This is a genomic window from uncultured Gelidibacter sp. (genome assembly GCF_947500795.1).
GTDB lineage: Bacteria > Bacteroidota > Bacteroidia > Flavobacteriales > Flavobacteriaceae > Gelidibacter.
Genome location: NZ_CANMTE010000002.1, coordinates 341,819 through 359,277, shown reverse-complemented (window position 1 = coordinate 359,277; position 17,459 = coordinate 341,819). Strand labels below are relative to the sequence as shown.

General features: G+C 37.9%; 19 protein-coding genes. 2 read left to right on the top strand and 17 right to left on the bottom strand.

Annotation, left to right across the window (positions count from 1 at the left end):
- Nucleotides 1–25: 25 nt before the first annotated feature.
- The 15 genes from Q0947_RS06790 to pdxA all read right to left on the bottom strand — a co-directional run bounded on the left by Q0947_RS06790 (nucleotide 26) and on the right by pdxA (nucleotide 13,299).
- The gene (locus Q0947_RS06790; protein ID WP_299394117.1) at nucleotides 26–1,294 is read right to left on the bottom strand and encodes a beta-ketoacyl-[acyl-carrier-protein] synthase family protein; all 1,269 of its coding nucleotides are present in this window, start codon (nucleotides 1,292–1,294) and stop codon (nucleotides 26–28) included.
- Nucleotides 1,287–1,736, bottom strand: a complete 450-nt coding sequence (locus Q0947_RS06785) for a hydroxymyristoyl-ACP dehydratase (RefSeq protein ID WP_299394112.1) — start codon at nucleotides 1,734–1,736, stop codon at nucleotides 1,287–1,289. Before Q0947_RS06785 ends, Q0947_RS06790 begins: the two co-directional genes overlap by 8 nt.
- Nucleotides 1,737–1,769: 33 nt before the next feature.
- Nucleotides 1,770–2,567, bottom strand: coding sequence for an SDR family oxidoreductase (locus Q0947_RS06780; protein ID WP_299394108.1), 798 nt, complete (start codon nucleotides 2,565–2,567; stop codon nucleotides 1,770–1,772).
- Nucleotides 2,568–2,606: 39 nt separating this feature from the next.
- Nucleotides 2,607–3,659 (bottom strand): type III polyketide synthase, encoded by a 1,053-nt coding sequence (locus tag Q0947_RS06775; protein ID WP_299394105.1) that lies wholly within the window; start codon nucleotides 3,657–3,659, stop codon nucleotides 2,607–2,609.
- Between the two features lie 150 nt (nucleotides 3,660–3,809).
- Nucleotides 3,810–4,532, bottom strand: coding sequence for a methyltransferase domain-containing protein (locus Q0947_RS06770; protein WP_299394100.1), 723 nt, complete (start codon nucleotides 4,530–4,532; stop codon nucleotides 3,810–3,812).
- Nucleotides 4,529–5,632: an NAD(P)/FAD-dependent oxidoreductase gene (locus tag Q0947_RS06765; protein WP_366915496.1), complete on the bottom strand. Its 1,104-nt coding sequence runs from the start codon at nucleotides 5,630–5,632 to the stop codon at nucleotides 4,529–4,531. Before Q0947_RS06765 ends, Q0947_RS06770 begins: the two co-directional genes overlap by 4 nt.
- Before the next feature lie 163 nt (nucleotides 5,633–5,795).
- Nucleotides 5,796–6,269 carry a 3-oxoacyl-ACP synthase gene (locus tag Q0947_RS06760; protein WP_366915494.1) on the bottom strand — a complete coding sequence of 158 codons (474 nt, stop codon included), beginning with the start codon at nucleotides 6,267–6,269 and terminating at the stop codon, nucleotides 5,796–5,798.
- Nucleotides 6,247–6,945 (bottom strand): monofunctional biosynthetic peptidoglycan transglycosylase, encoded by a 699-nt coding sequence (gene mtgA, locus Q0947_RS06755; RefSeq protein ID WP_299394096.1) that lies wholly within the window; start codon nucleotides 6,943–6,945, stop codon nucleotides 6,247–6,249. The genes Q0947_RS06760 and mtgA overlap by 23 nt, the downstream gene beginning before the upstream one ends.
- Nucleotides 6,946–7,025: 80 nt before the next feature.
- Nucleotides 7,026–8,141: an FAD-dependent oxidoreductase gene (locus tag Q0947_RS06750; RefSeq protein WP_299394092.1), complete on the bottom strand. Its 1,116-nt coding sequence runs from the start codon at nucleotides 8,139–8,141 to the stop codon at nucleotides 7,026–7,028.
- Nucleotides 8,142–8,286: 145 nt separating this feature from the next.
- Nucleotides 8,287–9,639, bottom strand: a complete 1,353-nt coding sequence (gene accC, locus Q0947_RS06745) for an acetyl-CoA carboxylase biotin carboxylase subunit (protein ID WP_299394088.1) — start codon at nucleotides 9,637–9,639, stop codon at nucleotides 8,287–8,289.
- Between the two features lie 95 nt (nucleotides 9,640–9,734).
- Nucleotides 9,735–10,211 (bottom strand): acetyl-CoA carboxylase biotin carboxyl carrier protein, encoded by a 477-nt coding sequence (accB, locus tag Q0947_RS06740; protein ID WP_299394084.1) that lies wholly within the window; start codon nucleotides 10,209–10,211, stop codon nucleotides 9,735–9,737.
- A 40-nt stretch (nucleotides 10,212–10,251) separates the two neighbouring features.
- Nucleotides 10,252–11,247: a beta-ketoacyl-ACP synthase III gene (locus Q0947_RS06735; RefSeq protein WP_299394079.1), complete on the bottom strand. Its 996-nt coding sequence runs from the start codon at nucleotides 11,245–11,247 to the stop codon at nucleotides 10,252–10,254.
- A 179-nt stretch (nucleotides 11,248–11,426) separates the two neighbouring features.
- Nucleotides 11,427–11,630 (bottom strand): 50S ribosomal protein L32, encoded by a 204-nt coding sequence (gene rpmF, locus Q0947_RS06730; protein WP_027127661.1) that lies wholly within the window; start codon nucleotides 11,628–11,630, stop codon nucleotides 11,427–11,429.
- Between the two features lie 9 nt (nucleotides 11,631–11,639).
- Nucleotides 11,640–12,179, bottom strand: a complete 540-nt coding sequence (locus Q0947_RS06725) for a DUF177 domain-containing protein (protein WP_299394068.1) — start codon at nucleotides 12,177–12,179, stop codon at nucleotides 11,640–11,642.
- Between the two features lie 73 nt (nucleotides 12,180–12,252).
- Entirely contained in the window at nucleotides 12,253–13,299 is a 1,047-nt protein-coding gene (gene pdxA, locus Q0947_RS06720; protein ID WP_299394064.1) for a 4-hydroxythreonine-4-phosphate dehydrogenase PdxA, read from the bottom strand.
- A 137-nt stretch (nucleotides 13,300–13,436) separates the two neighbouring features.
- Between pdxA and Q0947_RS06715 the strand changes: the two genes are divergently transcribed.
- Nucleotides 13,437–14,027 carry a riboflavin synthase gene (locus Q0947_RS06715; RefSeq protein ID WP_299394059.1) on the top strand — a complete coding sequence of 197 codons (591 nt, stop codon included), beginning with the start codon at nucleotides 13,437–13,439 and terminating at the stop codon, nucleotides 14,025–14,027.
- A 2-nt stretch (nucleotides 14,028–14,029) separates the two neighbouring features.
- Here Q0947_RS06715 and Q0947_RS06710 read toward each other — a convergent pair whose 3' ends face one another.
- Both Q0947_RS06710 and Q0947_RS06705 read right to left on the bottom strand, forming a co-directional pair.
- Nucleotides 14,030–14,260 carry a hypothetical protein gene (locus tag Q0947_RS06710; RefSeq protein ID WP_299394055.1) on the bottom strand — a complete coding sequence of 77 codons (231 nt, stop codon included), beginning with the start codon at nucleotides 14,258–14,260 and terminating at the stop codon, nucleotides 14,030–14,032.
- 301 nt (nucleotides 14,261–14,561) lie between these two features.
- Nucleotides 14,562–15,809, bottom strand: coding sequence for an NAD(P)/FAD-dependent oxidoreductase (locus Q0947_RS06705; RefSeq protein ID WP_299394051.1), 1,248 nt, complete (start codon nucleotides 15,807–15,809; stop codon nucleotides 14,562–14,564).
- Between the two features lie 107 nt (nucleotides 15,810–15,916).
- Here Q0947_RS06705 and Q0947_RS06700 point away from each other — a divergent pair, with 107 nt between their 5' ends.
- The gene (locus tag Q0947_RS06700; RefSeq protein ID WP_299394049.1) at nucleotides 15,917–17,443 is read left to right on the top strand and encodes a histidine ammonia-lyase; all 1,527 of its coding nucleotides are present in this window, start codon (nucleotides 15,917–15,919) and stop codon (nucleotides 17,441–17,443) included.
- The last annotated feature ends 16 nt before the right edge of the window (nucleotides 17,444–17,459 follow it).

Here is a 17,459-nt window from a genome sequence, read left to right as displayed (position 1 = left end):
TAGGCTCTAGAATTTGTATAAAGATTTAGTTATAAGTCTTAAAGATAATACAAGCGTTAACATCACCAAAACCAAAGCTCGCTTTTGCGGCTATGTTCAACGGTTTATTGAGCATTTGTTTCGGAATCTTTTCGTCAGCAATGAGCTCTAAAATTTCAGAATGCACATCGTCACAATTAATGTTTGGGAACACAAACTGCTCCTTCAATTGCAAAACTGTTGCCACACTTTCAATGCTTCCCGCTGCTGCAAGGCAATGGCCCACCATCGATTTTAAAGAGTTGATATACGGAAAATCAGCACCTTCACGACCCAAGGCTTTGGTCCAGTTTTCAATTTCGAGACTGTCTTTTGAAGTGGCGGTCAAATGGCCGTTAATCGTATCAATCGCGCTGGCTTCAATTCCTGAATTTTTAATAGCACTTACAATGCAGCGTTGCACAGCTTCCGCATTAGGAGCTGTCAATGTGCCGCCGTTGCGTTGGCCTCCCGAGTTGACATGACCTCCCAAGACCTCTGCATAAATGGTAGCGCCACGTTTTAAGGCGCTTTCTAATGATTCTAACACCATGGCACCGGCGCCACTTCCGGGTACAAATCCGCTTGCCGACGCGCTCATTGGTCGCGATCCTCCCTGCGGGGAATCATTATGTTTATAAGTCATGACCCGCATGGCGTCAAATCCGCCCCAAATATAAGGTCCATCATCACTACAACTCCCCACTAACATTCGTTTGGCCTGACCGTTTTTGATCCGTTCAAATCCCATCAAAATAGCTTCCGTTCCAGTGGTGCATGCGGACGAATTGGTAGTCACCTGATTTCCCAATCCGAGAATCCCACCAAGATATGCGCTGATGCCACTGGCCATAGTTTGTAAGACCACCGTACTGCCCATGCGTTTCACTTCACCGGCATCCACTTTATAAATCGCTTCGCGGAATTTATCAACCCCCGAAGTTCCAGTTCCAAACACACAGCCGCTGTCATAATCCAAATCACTCTCCGCATCAATTTCTAAACCGGCATCCTTCCAAGCATCCATTCCTGCCATACACCCATATAAAATCCCTGAGCTATTAAATCCGCGGAGTTGTAATGGTGTGAGGTATTCCAGTTTTTTTTCTTCTGAAACCTGCGGAATTCCACCAATGCAGCATGAAAAATTAGCCGCTTTTAAATTGTCATGATAGGCAATGCCGGATGTCCCAAACTTAATCGCTTTAGTAAACGCTTCCAAGCCCACACCGTTTGGTGCTACAACCCCCATACCCGTAATTACAACTCTAGTCATTCCCTTTAGGTTTTAACATTCCTGAAATGGTGCCTCTGCAAACCAATTCCTCTTTTTGATTGAAAAGTTTGACGTTACATTTTAATTTATGAAATCGGAAAACCACTTTTTCTGAAACAACAGTTACGGTTTCGCCAGGAAAAACAGGCAGATAAAAATCCACTAAGCTTGAGGTTAAGGCGATTTCTGGCTTAAAATTCTCAGTAATTTGATCCTTTAACAGATAGATTCCTAAGCATACCACACCAATTTGCGCCATACACTCGGTTAAAATGACGCCAGGAGTAACAGGTTGATTTCTAAAATGTCCTTTATAAAAATATTCCGTTTCTTTAAAGGTATAGTACCCGGTCGCCCCTGCTTCTGAAATTCTGGAAAGTCCATCCACGAAAAGAAACGGCGGTTTGTAGGGCAAAAGTTTAAGAATGTGCTCTGTATCCATTATCATAAAATCTCTGAGATTAATTTAAAGCTTTTAAGAGATATGTTCGCCGCCATCCACAGGAATCACACAGCCATTAATCCAACGCGCCTCGTCTTTACTCAGCAGATACACCGCATTGGCTACATCCTCTGGAGTGGTTAAGCGTTTGAACGGATTTCTCTTTAGGGCATGCGTTTTAAGTGCTTCACTGCCGGGAATCATTCTCAAAGATGCCGTGTCTGTTATACCCGCTTGAATGCAATTGGCCCGAATTCCTAAGGGTGCAAATTCTAACGCAATATTTCTGGTAATCGCTTCTAAGGTCACTTTCGCTGCGGAAACTGCGGCATAATTCTTCCAAGCTTTGGTATTACCTTCACTCGTAAAACTGATGATTCTGGCATCGTCAGCAAATAGTTTTGCTTCAAAAATGGCTTGCGTCCAATCGTATAAACTAATGGCCATTGCATTGATGGTCAAATTAAAATCGTCAGTTTGTAATCTAGGTTGATCTTCTGAAAGCATCGGTTTTAAATTGCCTTTGGCTACGCTATGCACCAATGTCCGAATGCGCCCTTCTGAACCACAAAGCTTGCTTATTTCTGACACCAATTCGTTGCGCTTTTCAACTCTAAAAGCATCGGCATTAAAGGCTTTAAACTCCACGCCGGTGTTGCGGATACTATGGAATTCCGCTTCAATGCGCTCTTCCTGGGCGCGTGGGTTACGGTGGATGATACAAATATTCATACCGTGATTGGCTAAAGTCTTAGCCGTGGCCAAACCCAATCCACTGGAGCCACCCAAAATAAGCGCCCAATAATTTTTATCTTCAAAATCCTTTTTCATATCCAAACTAAATTGCCATGCTAACGCTGCTCTTGTAATCTACCATTGTAACAAAATCCGTTGCGCTGAAAAACCCGGTCCAAAACTTAACATCAGTCCGATATCGCCTTTCGGCAAGTCACGTTCCATAAAACGTTCCAACACATAGAGCACGGTCGCGCTACTCATGTTGCCATACAATTTAAGGACTTCTTTGGTATCATCAATGTTTTTTCCCAAACTACCGAACAGTTCCTCCACCGTTTGTACTATTTTTTTACCGCCAGGATGAAATATGAGATGGTCAACATCGTCAATATGCATCTGATTCCGCTCTAAGAACGGATAAACAATTTTAGGAAAATGGTTTGAAATGGTTTCGGGGACTGCTTTATCCAAAATCATTTGCAATCCCGTATTAACAAGCTTAAACCCCATCATTTGTTCCGCATCGTAAAAATGGTACATGGCTTCGTCGAGAATTCCCGGACCTGAATCCGCTTCATAAGAAGACAAGATCACGCTTGCGGCGCCGTCACCAAAAATAGCAGCACTTACAATATTTGCCATGGAATAATCGTCGAGTTGGAAGGTCGCGGTGGGCGATTCTACCGCAATGACTACAGCGCGTTTGTTGGGATTCGCCTTTAAAAAATTCTTGGCATATATAATGCCCGAAACTCCGGCGGCACAACCCATTTCTGTCACCGGCAAGCGGATGATATCCTGACGCATTTTTAACCGATTGATGAGATAAGCGTCCAAAGAGGGAATCATAATGCCGGTGCAACTGACCGTAATAATATAATCAATATCTGTAGGCTGAAGCTTGGCTTTTTCCAAGGATTTTAACAAAGCTTGTTCACCTAATTTGATCACCTCGCGGGTGTAAATGTCATTTTTTTCTTCGAAAGAGCTATTCAAAAATACTTCTTCTGCATCCATAATGGAATACCGCCTGTCCACACCTGCATTTTCGAATAACTTGTTCACTTTACGCTGAAAACGTTCTTCCTGACCCTCCAACCACACGTTTAAATAGGGAATGATATCCTTAGTGTTTCTAGAATATTTTGGTAATTGCTTGGCGACGGCCGTAATTTTTACTTTCATGATAATGATACTTTTATGGAACGCTGATGACGCTGATACTGCTGATTTTAATGGATATTTTTAAATAGTTGCCCCGATACTCTAATACGGAGAAATCTCAAATCTTTATATAACTTCAATGTCTTTTCCATTCACCTCAAACCCAAAACCTCAATCCTCGCACCTCCTTCTCAAAATCCACTGGTATCTAAATGCCCATTTCCATTTGAGTTGGTAGTTGCAATGTAATTGTGATGCTAAGGCAACGAGCTCTTTTCTTTTAAATCCTCGCAAAACGGAGATTAATCCGTCTTCAATAATCATTTTATTGTGTACCGGAATCGTAATCAGTTTGAACAAATAATACGCCAATCGGTGTCTGTGTAAATCGTTGACCACGACTCCTAACGTTGCAGTTTCTAAGAGATGTTTTAAGAGTTCATTCAGTTCTCGCTCCTTAAAGTGATGCAGAAATAATGTGCTGATCGCAACATCATATTGCATCTGTTTAAAGGGTTCAGAAAAAACATCGATATCGAGAAACTCAATATTTTTATAGGCTGAAGATAAGGTTTTAGCATAGGCTGTGGCATTTTTATTGGCGTCGATTCCAATCAACAGAAACTGATATCCTTCATTTTTACCAAAATCTGCAATCGCTCTCAAGATATCACCGCCCCCACAACCCAAATCGATAATTGTGATAGGAGTCTCTTTTGGATGGTGCTTTAAGAGTGTTTTAAGTCCGTTTATAGTCACCGCATTCCCACCCAAAAACTTATTTATTGTTGCTAACTTATCAAGCGCATCGGTAAGCATAGGACCCTGAATGGAAAAATCATCCATAAGTTCTTCCGCGTCAGTCCGATGTCTAGTGTCTACTAATAAACTCATCTTATTTGCATTGGTTTGCCGTGGGTTTGCTTGATAATAAAAGGCATCAGAAACGGCATTTTTTTAAGTGCACTAAGCGCTGTTTCCGATAAGTTCTGATGGTCGAATACCTTAGCAACGATATGACCCACTTTCAAGCGGTTCTTAAAGTGTTGATTCCAAGCTTTAGCGTAAGCTATCTCTAGATTACTTCGAGATATGGCATTTTCAAAATAGTCAAGAACAAGTTCTGAAGCTATTTGAGCACTTCTAATAGCCATACTCATGCCATTACCACACAGAGGATGGATCATTCCTGCGGAATCGCCACACATAAGCATATGCGCTTCCACAGGCGATTTCCTGTCAAAAGAAATCTGGCTGATACTTAACGGTGCGTCAAAGACAGGTATGGAATTTTCAAATATGGATTTTAGATGGGTGTTTTTGAACATTACTTGTTGCTGAAATTCGTCAATATCCTTAAACTTTTTAAACGCTTCCAAATTCGTAATATAACAGAGATTAATGCTATTATCTTCTACTTTAGAAACGCCACAATAACCGCCTTCAAAATTATGTAAGGCCACTACATCCTCAGGAAAATCACCTTTTACATGGATTTTGACAGCTAAATAAGGTGATTTATTTTTGATAAAATCACGGTTTAATTTGACGTCTAAATTTGTGCGTTTACCATAAGCGCCAATAGTAATTTTCGCGACATAACTCCCATTATCTTTAGTCTCTATCATAAATTTATCATCTGAAAACCGTACTTCCATTACTGTATCTTGAATCACTTGCACACCTACTGCTTTAGCCTCTAAAAAAAGCGCTTCATCTAAAGAGTAACGACTGATTCCAAATCCGCCCAATGGCAAATCTGCTGTCAGGAGTTTACTTTTAACGCTAGATACTTGAAACTTTGTAATTTTCTTCGCTCCCAAACTAAAGACGTCGACTCCTAAATAATTCAAATATGGAAGGACCTCATTAGAAATATACTCCCCACAAACCTTATGTTTAGGATAGTCATTTTTCTCAATGAGTCCGACACTTATACCCTTTTTATGAAGATGAATTGCCGCCGAAAGTCCAGCCAATCCACCCCCGATAATCAGTACATCAAATGTGTTTTCTAGATTCTTCAGACAAAATTATTTTGCAATTAATTTTACTAAAGATAAAAGGTTTTGTTTGAAAAAGATACTGTGATGATTAGAGAATGGTGCATTAGATTTATTCTAAGTCCCTAAAAACGAATAAAAAACCATGTAAATTTTAAAATACAGACTTAATTACAAATTGTTGTTCCCTAAAATTGAGGATGTCATTCACTTTTTTCCCCATGAGCAGTAAGCCAATAGGTGTATGAGGTGAAATAGCATAGAAAGAATCAGTATTGAATTTTAATTGACCAGCGCTAATGGCTATAAAATAGTTGGCCTGAGAAGTAAAAACCACACTTCCTAAACCAATGCGGTCAACAGTTATAGTAACATCAATTTTAGATAAGTTCTCCTTTACTTTTTCTATCTCAGCCAGTTGTTGTCCAACTTTTTCACGCTCTAATTGTAGCATCGCTCTTCCTGTTTCGTGTTTATCACCCGCACTACTTTTGGTTTCCGAAGTCAACGATTCCTGAATTTCATTAATTTGAGCCTGAATTTTTGTAAAGCGTTCCTCTACAAAAGCAGCACATTGGGTATAGAGCACTTGTTTTATGTCCAAATTACTTGTCATCTTTTCTTTCATAATTCAAGACTCCGAAGAATCCCATTTGCCTAACAATCCAGTTTTTACGTCCAGCAATATAAGGCGTGGCTGGATTAGCGCGGTATTTTAAAGGTCGCGGTAAGATGGCCGCAATAGCCGCTGCTTCACTCTTCGATAACTTTGAAGCCGATTTTTTAAACCAATGCTGCGATGCTGCTTCGGCACCATAAATACCGTTGCCCATTTCAATACTATTTAAATAAACCTCCATAATCCGTTCCTTTGTCCATATCAACTCGATTAGAAATGTCACATAAGCTTCCATTCCTTTTCTAACCCAACTGCGTTGTGGCCACAAAAACACGTTTTTAGCGGTTTGCTGACTGATGGTACTGGCACCTCGAACCTTTTTGCCTTTGTTGTTATTATCAAAAGCCTTTTCAATCGCCTTCATATCGAAACCATTATGCTGCAAAAAATTTTGATCTTCACTACATATAACTGCCAATTGCAAATTTTTAGAAATCTCTTCAATAGGCACCCAATCATGTTTCCAAACGGTCTCAGCATCTGCCTGTTTTTGTTCAATATATCTGATCACCATAAGCGGTGTTGCTGGTACGGGCACCCATTTGTAAATGACAACTCCAATTAAAGGAATCGCCAAAAACCATAAGATTAGTTTGAAGATGAATTTGAATAATGTTTTTATCATAGTATAAACTTGGGGTCAGTTAGTTGATTTGGATTTTTATGAGAATAGATGAGCAAAGTTAAAAAAGTACGGCCTACATGTTAATTTACCAAGTCGGCTAATTCTCTACCAACATGACTACCTATGGCAATACCCATTCCGCCCATTCGGACGCCACAAAACACATTGGCACTTAACTGTTTTACAATAGGTTTTTTGGTGCTGCCAACACCCATAATACCACTCCAACTATGGGCTATTTCAAAAGGCGTATGAGGCAAAATGGTCGATTGTAAAAGTGATTTTAATTTGTTTTGAATGAGTTCTGTTTGGGCCATTTCGGTAGTTTCCTCAGTTTTGAAATCGAGATTACGTCCGCCACCCAGTAAGATTCGATCATCAATATTACGGAAATAATAATACCCTTCTTCAAGGTGAAAAGTTCCTTTGATATGTAAATTTTTGATTGGCTTCGTAATCAGCACTTGTGCTCTAGCAGGTTTTACTTCAACATCAATTAGTTTTGATGCGAAACCATTTGTGCAAATTAGCATTCGTTTCGTTTTAAAATCGAAATAATTAGTTTTGATATGTATTTTTTCATTCAATTCTTCAAAATGTTCTACGACTACGGAATTCAAGATTTGAATGCCTTTACTCAATACCAAATCGGTGAGCGAACGCATCATTTTTCCAGTATCAATTTGACCTTCAAAAGGCGTAAAACTAAGTAGATTTTGAATGTTTATAAACTGGAATAAATTTTCTTTAACTTCAAATACATCAGCCTTAAAATGAGGTTTTAACAGCGCATTTACTTTTCCCATTTGTGACATGCAGTACTCATAACGACCTTCATCATTTTGATCAAATAATTCATACCCTCCATATTGTTTATAACCGATGGCTGCATTGGATAGCGTTTGTCTTAAGAGATCTAAACCGCTACGTCGCTTTTGAATTAAGTTTACAACCTCTTCCTCTGAATGCGATTTAAGATCATCTAAAATCTCGCTAAGACTTCCAAAACATGCAAATCCTGCATTTTTAGTACTGGCGCCCTGAGGTAAAAAACCTCTTTCTAAAATCAGAATTTTGGCTTTTGGGAAACGTTGCCTCAATCGTAAAGCGCAATTAAGTCCTACGATGCCACTTCCAACAATTGTATAATCGACATTGGAGAGATAGCTCTTTATTTCCCAGTAAGAAAGATTCATGATCAATGGATTTAAGGATATAAAAGTAAGAATTATTAAATCGCTCTATAAAAATTACGGCTGTAAATCAACAGAACGTGAGGATAAAAGTAGACAAGTTTGGTGCATAAAAAAACTCCGAAAATGACTTTCGGAGTTTTTATTGTTATTCTTCAACCGGTGCTTCCATTTTAAAGCTTTCCATGAATTTGGTAGTATAATTACCAGCCAAATAATCAGGATGGTCCATCAATTGTCTATGAAACGGAATCGTCGTTTTAATGCCTTCAATGACGAATTCATCCAACGCACGCTTCATTTTATTGATAGCTTCTTCACGTGTTTGCGCAGTGGTAATCAACTTTGCAATCATAGAATCGTAGTTTGGAGGAATTGTATATCCTGAATATACGTGAGTATCCAAACGCACACCATGACCACCTGGCGCATGAAGTGTTGTTATCTTTCCTGGTGAAGGTCTGAAATCGTTATACGGATCTTCCGCATTGATACGACATTCTATAGAATGTAATTTTGGAGTATAATTTTTACCAGAGATTGGAATGCCAGCGGCCACCATGATTTGCTCTCTAATCAAATCAAAATCGATCACCTGCTCAGTAATTGGATGCTCAACCTGAATACGTGTATTCATTTCCATAAAATAGAAATTACGGTGTTTATCCACCAAAAATTCTATTGTACCAGCACCCTCATATTTAATGTATTCTGCAGCTCTTACGGCGGCTAATCCCATTTCATTACGAAGCTCGTCCGTCATAAATGGCGAAGGCGTTTCTTCTGTCAACTTTTGATGACGACGTTGGATAGAGCAATCGCGTTCTGATAAATGACATGCTTTTCCGCGAGAATCACCAACAATTTGAATTTCAATATGACGTGGTTCTTCAATCAGTTTCTCAAGATACATTCCGTCATTTCCGAAAGCAGCTTTAGCTTCCTGACGTGCAGATTCCCATGCTGCCTTAAGGTTTTCTGCTTTCCATACGGCACGCATTCCTTTTCCACCACCACCTGCGGTAGCTTTCAACATAACAGGAAATCCCATTTCTTTTGCCAACATCTCAGTCTGCTCATAAGATTGCAGGATGCCTTCACTTCCTGGAACACAAGGAACACCAGCTTCTTTCATGGTCGCTTTAGCAGATGCTTTATCGCCCATTCTTTCAATCATTTCTGGAGAGGCACCAATGAACTTGATATTGTGCTCTTCACAAATTTTTGAAAACTTAGCGTTTTCAGATAAAAACCCGTAACCAGGATGAATGGCGTCAGCGTTTGTTATTTCTGCAGCAGCAATGATATTTGACATTTTTAAATAAGATTCACTACTTGAAGGTGGTCCGATACAAACGGCTTCATCAGCAAACTTAACATGCAAACTTTCTGCATCAGCAGTGGAGTAAACCGCTACTGTTTTAATGCCCATTTCCTTACAGGTTCTAATAACACGTAGTGCTATTTCACCTCTATTGGCTATTAATATTTTTTTAAACATAAATTCTTCAAATTTTCACTATTCAAAACACAAATTCCAACGTTTATACATCGAAATTCTCGAATTGATCCCGAATATTCAGGAGTGATTATATATTATGATGGATCTACTAAGAACAATGGTTGATCAAATTCAACTGGTGAAGAATCGTCAACTAAAACTTTCACGATTTTACCTGAAACTTCAGATTCAATTTCGTTGAATAATTTCATTGCTTCAATAACACATAAAACATCACCTTCTTTTATTGACGTACCAACTTCCACGAACATTGGCTTGTCCGGAGATGGCTTGCGATAAAAGGTTCCAATAATTGGCGATTTAATAGTAATATATTTTGAATTTTCATCAACCGCAGGTGCCGGAGTTGGCGCTGGTGCAGCTGCTGGTGCAGGAGCTTGAGCAACATGAGCTGTTCCCATAGGAATTTGTTGCACATAAGTTGTGGACTCTCCTTTATCATCTCCACCAGTTTTAATGGTGATTTTGATATCGTCCATCTCCAATTTAACCTCACTCGCGCCAGATTTAGCCACAAACTTGATTAAGTTTTGAATTTCTTTTATATCCATAATAATTTGAATTTTAAATATTTAAAGTTAGTTAGTTAGTTTATGAATTGTATGCCCATGTTAGATAAACTGACCCCCATGTAAAACCACCACCAAAAGCTGCAAAAACTAATTTGTCTCCTTTTTTTAGTTGGTTTTCGTAGTCAAATAATAACAACGGCAGGGTAGCCGAAGTTGTATTTCCATATTTATGGATATTCATCATGACCTTGTTTTCATCAAGGTTTATTCTGTTAGCTGTGGCATCAATAATACGTTTGTTGGCTTGGTGTGGTACCAACCATGCAATATCATCGTTTACAAGATTGTTTCGTTCCAATATTTTCTCAGTAACGTCAGCCATATTAAATACAGCATTCTTGAAAACCATTTTCCCTTCTTGAAAGATAAAATGTTTTCCTTCCGCTACGGCTTCTGGAGTGGATGGATAAGAAGAACCTCCATAAGTGGCTTGCAAAAACTCTCGTCCCGTTCCATCACTTTTTAATAGTTCGTCTTGAAGTCCGAAGCCTTCCATATTTGGTTCAAATAAAACAGCACCTGCACCATCACCAAAAATAATACAGGTTGCCCTGTCCTTATAGTTGATCATGGACGAGTTTTTATCTGCGCCTATCAATAAGACTTTTTTATATTTTCCTGATTCAATGTAGCGCGCAGCAACTGACATACCATATAAGAAACTTGAACACGCGGCTTCCAAATCAAATGAAAATGCATTTACAGCACCTATTTGCGTAGCAGTATAGGCAGCGGTTGCAGCAGCTTTCATGTCTGGCGTTGCTGTTGCAACAATTACCAATTCTATTTCTAAAGGGTCTAAACCATTCTTTTGGATGAGATCTTGGGCGGCTTTGATGGCTAAATAAGAAGTACCTTTGCCATCTTCTTTGAGAATTCTTCTCTCTTTAATTCCTGTCCTAGTGGTTATCCATTCATCATTCGTATCGACTAAAGTTTCCAAAATTTGGTTTGTCAATACATATTCAGGCACATATCCACCTATGGCAGTAATTGCAGCAGTGATTTTACTCATTATTTTATATTAGAATGACCTAAAATTTGACTAAAAACAGCAAAAAACAGTAAATAATAATTGAATTTACTAAAAACCTAGTCAAATATTATGCAAATTAAGTTGTTTTTAAGACTTTGGAAAATTAAACACAAAAAAACGCTCAAGATTGAGCGTTTTATTATATGCATGCATAATAATTATGCTAAATTTTCCTCTTTCTCTGAGTTGTCAATAAGCACTTGACCTCTGTAATAAAGTTTTCCTTCATGCCAATGAGCTCTGTGGAATAAGTGTGCTTCTCCAGTAGTAGGACACGTTGCAATTGTAGGAACAACCGCTTTGTAATGTGTTCTTCTTTTATCTCTTCTAGTTCTAGAAATCTTTCTTTTAGGATGTGCCATTTTATATTGTTATTTATCCGTTAATAGTTTTTTTAATGTATTCCAACGAGGGTCAATTTCCTCTGTTTGTTCTTTTTCTTCCAAGCCTTTAGGGCTCAACTCTTCTAATTTTTTAAGTACTTCTGACTGCAATGTGCCGTCTTCTATTCCCGGATGAATCCGTTTTATTGGCATCGATAAAATAATCAATTCATAGATGTTTTGAGCTACATTCAGTTCATACTCTCCATGAGGCAGAATTAAAATGTCTTCATTTTCATCATTATATTCATCTCCAAACTTGACCACCAAATCAAATTCGCCTTCAATTTCTTGATCATAAGGCTCGTTACTGGTGTCACAATTGATATTTGCAGTGCCTGAAACTTTAAAGTTCAACTCTAAAAGTGTTGTTTTCTTTTCAAAAAGCAAATCCACTTTTACATCGACATCATTAAAATCATCATACTCAAAATACTCAAAGAACTTTTTACCGATTTGATAATCAAAATGGTGCTTTCCTAACTTTAGACCTACAAACTGTATATCATACTCTTTCAAAGGCTTCATGATCGCATTCATTTTGAGCCCGCAAATATAGAAAATATATTTGTATTAGAAAGAAGCTATTAACAAAAAATGTTTATATCTTTTTTGGCGCCTTTCTTAAAGGGTTTTTAGAAAGCTCTAAATATTCCTTTCTGTTCTTAAAAATCTGAATGGCAGTAAAAACCGCTTCTTTAAATGAAGTTTCGTCCGCAGTTCCCTTTCCTGCGATTTCAAATGCAGTACCATGGTCCGGCGATGTCCTTACTTTATTGAGTCCGGCAGTGTAATTAACACCCTCGCCAAATGTAATAGTCTTAAAAGGAATTAAGCCTTGATCGTGATATGAAGCGATAATGGCGTCAAAATTTTGATAGTTTTTAGATCCGAAAAAGCTGTCAGCAGAATATGGACCATACACCAATTTACCTTTTTCTCTTAGTTTTAGAAGTGTCGGTTTTAGAATTTTATCGTCTTCTTCTCCTATTACACCGTTATCTCCAGCATGCGGATTGATGCCCATGACGGCTATTTTAGGTCTGTTCACTCTAAAATCTTTGACTAAGGAATCATAAACCGTTTGCACTTTTTCTTCAATAAGCTTTGCCGTAATATGCGATGGAACATCTTTTACTGGTACATGGTCAGTCAATAATCCCACTTTAAGCTTATCAGTAACCATAAACATAAGACTATTGCCACCAAGTTCCTTTGCCAAGTAATTGGTATGACCTGGAAATTTAAAGTTATCGGACTGAATGGTCAGTTTGTTAATAGGTGCCGTAACCAATACATCTACAGCGTCATTCTTTAATGCTTCAGTAGCTTTTTCTAGTGATTTGATTGCGTATTCTCCAGCTTTCAAATCTTCTACACCAAAAGCGATGTCTACATTTTCTTTCCAAACATTCAATACATTCACTTTCCCTTCAATGACCTGTGTCAAATCATTAATACCATGAAAATTGATAGCGCTATCAAAATGTTTTTTAAAAAAGGACATAGTTTTGATGGATGCAAAAATAATAGGTGTGCAAAACTCAAGCATTCGAGAATCCTCAAAGGTCTTCAAGATAATTTCTGACCCGATACCATTTAAATCGCCTATGGAAATTCCTACTTTAATTTGCTCGTCTTTTTTCATCCTATTTTTTTTATGCTTTTGACAATGGCACTGAGAATAATGAGTTATCTAAATGGTACTTTAACCTCAAATACTCATTAAAGTCATATCTTTGTAGCCCATTGCACAAATGCAAATTTAACCAATTATTCGACAATATGTTTACAGGAATCATTGAAGATTTAGGAGTCATTACTAATTTGGAACAAGATCATGACAACCTACACATAACCATTAAAAGCAACATTACCTCTGAATTAAAAATTGATCAGAGTGTCGCTCACAATGGTGTTTGCTTGACGGTAACCTCTCTAAACGACACCCATTACACTGTAACAGCTATTAGGGAAACGTTACTGAAAACCAATTTAAGTGAATTAAAAGTCAATGAGGAAGTTAATTTGGAACGCGCCATGAAACTTGGGGATCGTTTGGATGGACATATCGTGCAAGGGCATGTTGACCAGACAGCTGTTTGTAAATCGGTGGAATTTCAAAATGGCAGCTGGTTATTTACTTTCGAATATGACCCTACTTTAAATAATATAACGATTGAAAAAGGTTCCATAACCGTAAACGGGGTCAGTTTAACAGTTGTCAATAGTAAGAAAAACGAATTCAGCGTAGCGATTATACCGTACACCTATGAACACACAACTTTTAAATCTTTAAAGGAAGATAGTGTTGTCAATTTGGAATTTGATGTCTTGGGGAAATACATAAAGCGTCTGTATGAGCTTAAATTATAATACTAGGCAGGCTTTTTAGTATGTTGAAGAACTTTATAAATTCCGTAAATAATTGCAATCGCGAACAATATGATCAAACCGTTGTCAATCGGCAATCCATCAGGGGGAGGTGGAGTTCCACTGTTCATCACTTGAGGTTTTGGCATATCTTCAGGAATTTCAGCTTTCGCAGAAACTACAGCCATAAACAGCAGGAAAACGGTCGCTATTATTTTTTTATTTAGTCTTATCATTATCAAGTAAATATATAAAATAAAGCGCGCTAGCAATACAGAAATTGGAAAATACCCACGATTATCAATTTTTTTCGACAAAGTGCAGTGTCTATTTCATAACGCTTTCCACCTCTATCTCAAATATATGCGATTTTAAATTCAGTTCAAATAGTCCTTTTTATTAATTTAAAAATACCTACAATTCATAAGACTATCTATTATCTTAGTTAGAATATTAGAAAGCAGCGACAAAATGTAAAATAGTCAATATTGGAAAGAAATTATATACTAAACTTCCAACTATAGATACAAATGGAATCTACTTGTGGACAGAACGCTTCTCCAAACGAACCACATCAGCAACAGTCTTTATCAATCGATGGTGATTCTTTACAAACGGATTCGTCTCATCCCATACATACCCCGCTAATACCGCACAAATCTGACGTTTGATGTCTTTATTATCGGTACCCTCAAAAAAGATGGTTTGTAAATTGCCCGTGTACCATTCCTTAACGTAAGAGGCAAACACAGACACACCTTTTTTCATATACTCCGCATAATCTTGTTCCCAATCTAAAGGTTCATTCATCAATTCTTTGGTGATTAATTTGGCTGCTTTTAACCCTGATTCGGTGGCAAATGTTACACCCGAAGAAAACACAGGATCCAAAAATTCAGCACTATTACCGGTTAATGCAAAGCCTTTCCCATAAAACTGAGTGACCGATTTAGAATAATTCTGAATGATTTTAGGTTCAAACAAAAAATCAACATCTTTAAATCGCTCATAATAATAAGACGATTTCTTTAGCATTTGGGCTAAGCGTTCTTCAGGAGTACCGTCAAAACTTTTAATAAAATCTGTTTTACCCACAAATCCAATACTTGTATTACCATTACTGAACGGAATGACCCAAAACCATGTATCCGTATCGAGCACATCAAAGGTTATAAAAGTGCCTTCCGTTCCTGCGGGACGGTCTAGTTCTTTAACATGACTGAAAATTGACGAATGTTCAGGAATTGATGAAGGTTTATCAAGATTCAATAACCGTGGTAAAACGCGTCCATATCCACTTGAATCAATAATAAATTTGGCTTGCACCTTATAGTGTTCTCCATTTTCAGTCTTCACCGTAGTTTGAGATGAACCATCTTCATTAAATGCCACAGCAACCACTTCCTGATTAAAAGCAATGTCAACGCCTTGTCTTTTCAATTCTTCTGTCAAGGCAAAATCGAAGTCTGCTCTGGGCGCTTGCCAAGTCCAATCGTATCCTTCAGTATATTTTTCAGAAAAATCAAACTCGCAGACAGTCTCCCCTCTTATAAATCGTGCGCCACTTTTAATCTCAAAATTCTGGGCAATCAAAGCATCCAATAATCCCACTTCTTCAAAATGATCCATGCATCGTGGCAATAAACTTTCACCAATAACAAATCTTGGGAAAACACTTTTTTCAACCACTTTTACCGTGATATTCTGTTTATGCAAATATGCAGCAGCTACACAACCTGACGGCCCTGCACCAATAATCAAAACATCAACCTGAACATCCTTCATACTGCAAATGGATTTAAATGATTTATTATTTTACATTTGTATCACAAAAATAACCACTTTACTTCTGGTTATTCTACTATTTAAAAAACTTTGTGAATACGCTCTAAATGGTCACACTTAACGGAACCCTAGGAATTGATGATTTCAAACACGTTTTATTTGATCAGCAATCCATACAAATTGACAAAAATGTTCTTGAAACGGTTGAAAAAAGCTTCGAATTTTTAAAAACCTTTTCAGAAAACAAAATCATTTATGGCGTCAATACTGGTTTTGGCCCAATGGCACAATATAAAATTGACGATTCAGAGCGCCAACAACTTCAGTACAACTTAATCAGAAGTCATGCCTCTGGAACAGGAAATCCCATTCCTTCATTATACGTAAAAGCTGCCATGTTAGCGCGACTGAACACATTGTGCTTAGGAAATTCCGGCGTCCATAAATCGGTGGTCGAATTGATGGCACAATTGATCAATAAAGATATTACACCCGTAATTTATGAACATGGAGGCGTTGGTGCGAGTGGCGATTTGGTACAACTAGCTCATTTAGCACTTGTTTTGATTGGAGAAGGTGAAGTCATGTATAAAGGTGAAAAGCATAACACCGAGGACGTTTTCAAAACAGAAAACCTACAACCAATTTCTATTCATCTCCGTGAAGGTTTAGCCCTAATGAACGGAACTTCAGTAATGACTGGGGTTGGTATTGTCAACACCATTTACACGCGTCAACTTCTGAATTGGACAATTACTGCTTCATCGGCCATCAACGAAATTGTCAAAGCATATGACGATCATCTTTCTTTTGAATTAAATCAAACCAAAAAACATAATGGCCAACGCGAGATTGCTGAACTCATGCGTGCCCATTTAAAAGATAGCACACTCATAAAAAAACGCGAGCACCATTTATATAATGCCGTGCAAAATGTCACTGTTTTTGAAGATAAAGTCCAGGAATATTACTCCTTACGTTGTGTCCCGCAAATTTTAGGTCCCGTTTTAGATACGCTCAATCAGGTAGAAACGATTCTAATTGAAGAAGCGAATTCTGCTAACGACAATCCTATTGTGGATGTCAAAAATAAAAATGTTTATCATGGCGGCAATTTTCACGGCGATTATGTGTCTTTAGAAATGGATAAGTTAAAACTGGTAGTCACCAAGACGTCAATGCTTGCCGAACGCCAGTTAAATTATTTACTCAATCCTAGTCTTAATAACATTTTACCTCCATTTGTCAACTTAGGGAAACTTGGTTTGAATTTCGGCATGCAAGGCGTGCAATTTACAGCGACCTCAACGACTGCCGAAAATCAAATGTTGTCTAACCCAATGTATGTGCACAGTATTCCCAACAATAATGACAATCAGGATATCGTAAGCATGGGCACCAATGCTGCTTTAATCACTAAAAAAGTGATTGAAAACACGTTCGAAGTGTTGGCGATCGAATTAATCACTATCGTTCAGGCTATTGAATATTTAGAAGTAAAAGATGCTGTCTCTTCAAAAACAAGAGCAATTTATGACGCCATTCGCGCGATTGTTCCAGTATTTAAAGAAGATGTTGTGATGTATCCTTACGTGAATGCGGTTAAAGCATATCTCATGAATCAAAAGGGCTGATACTTCCAGTAGTTCT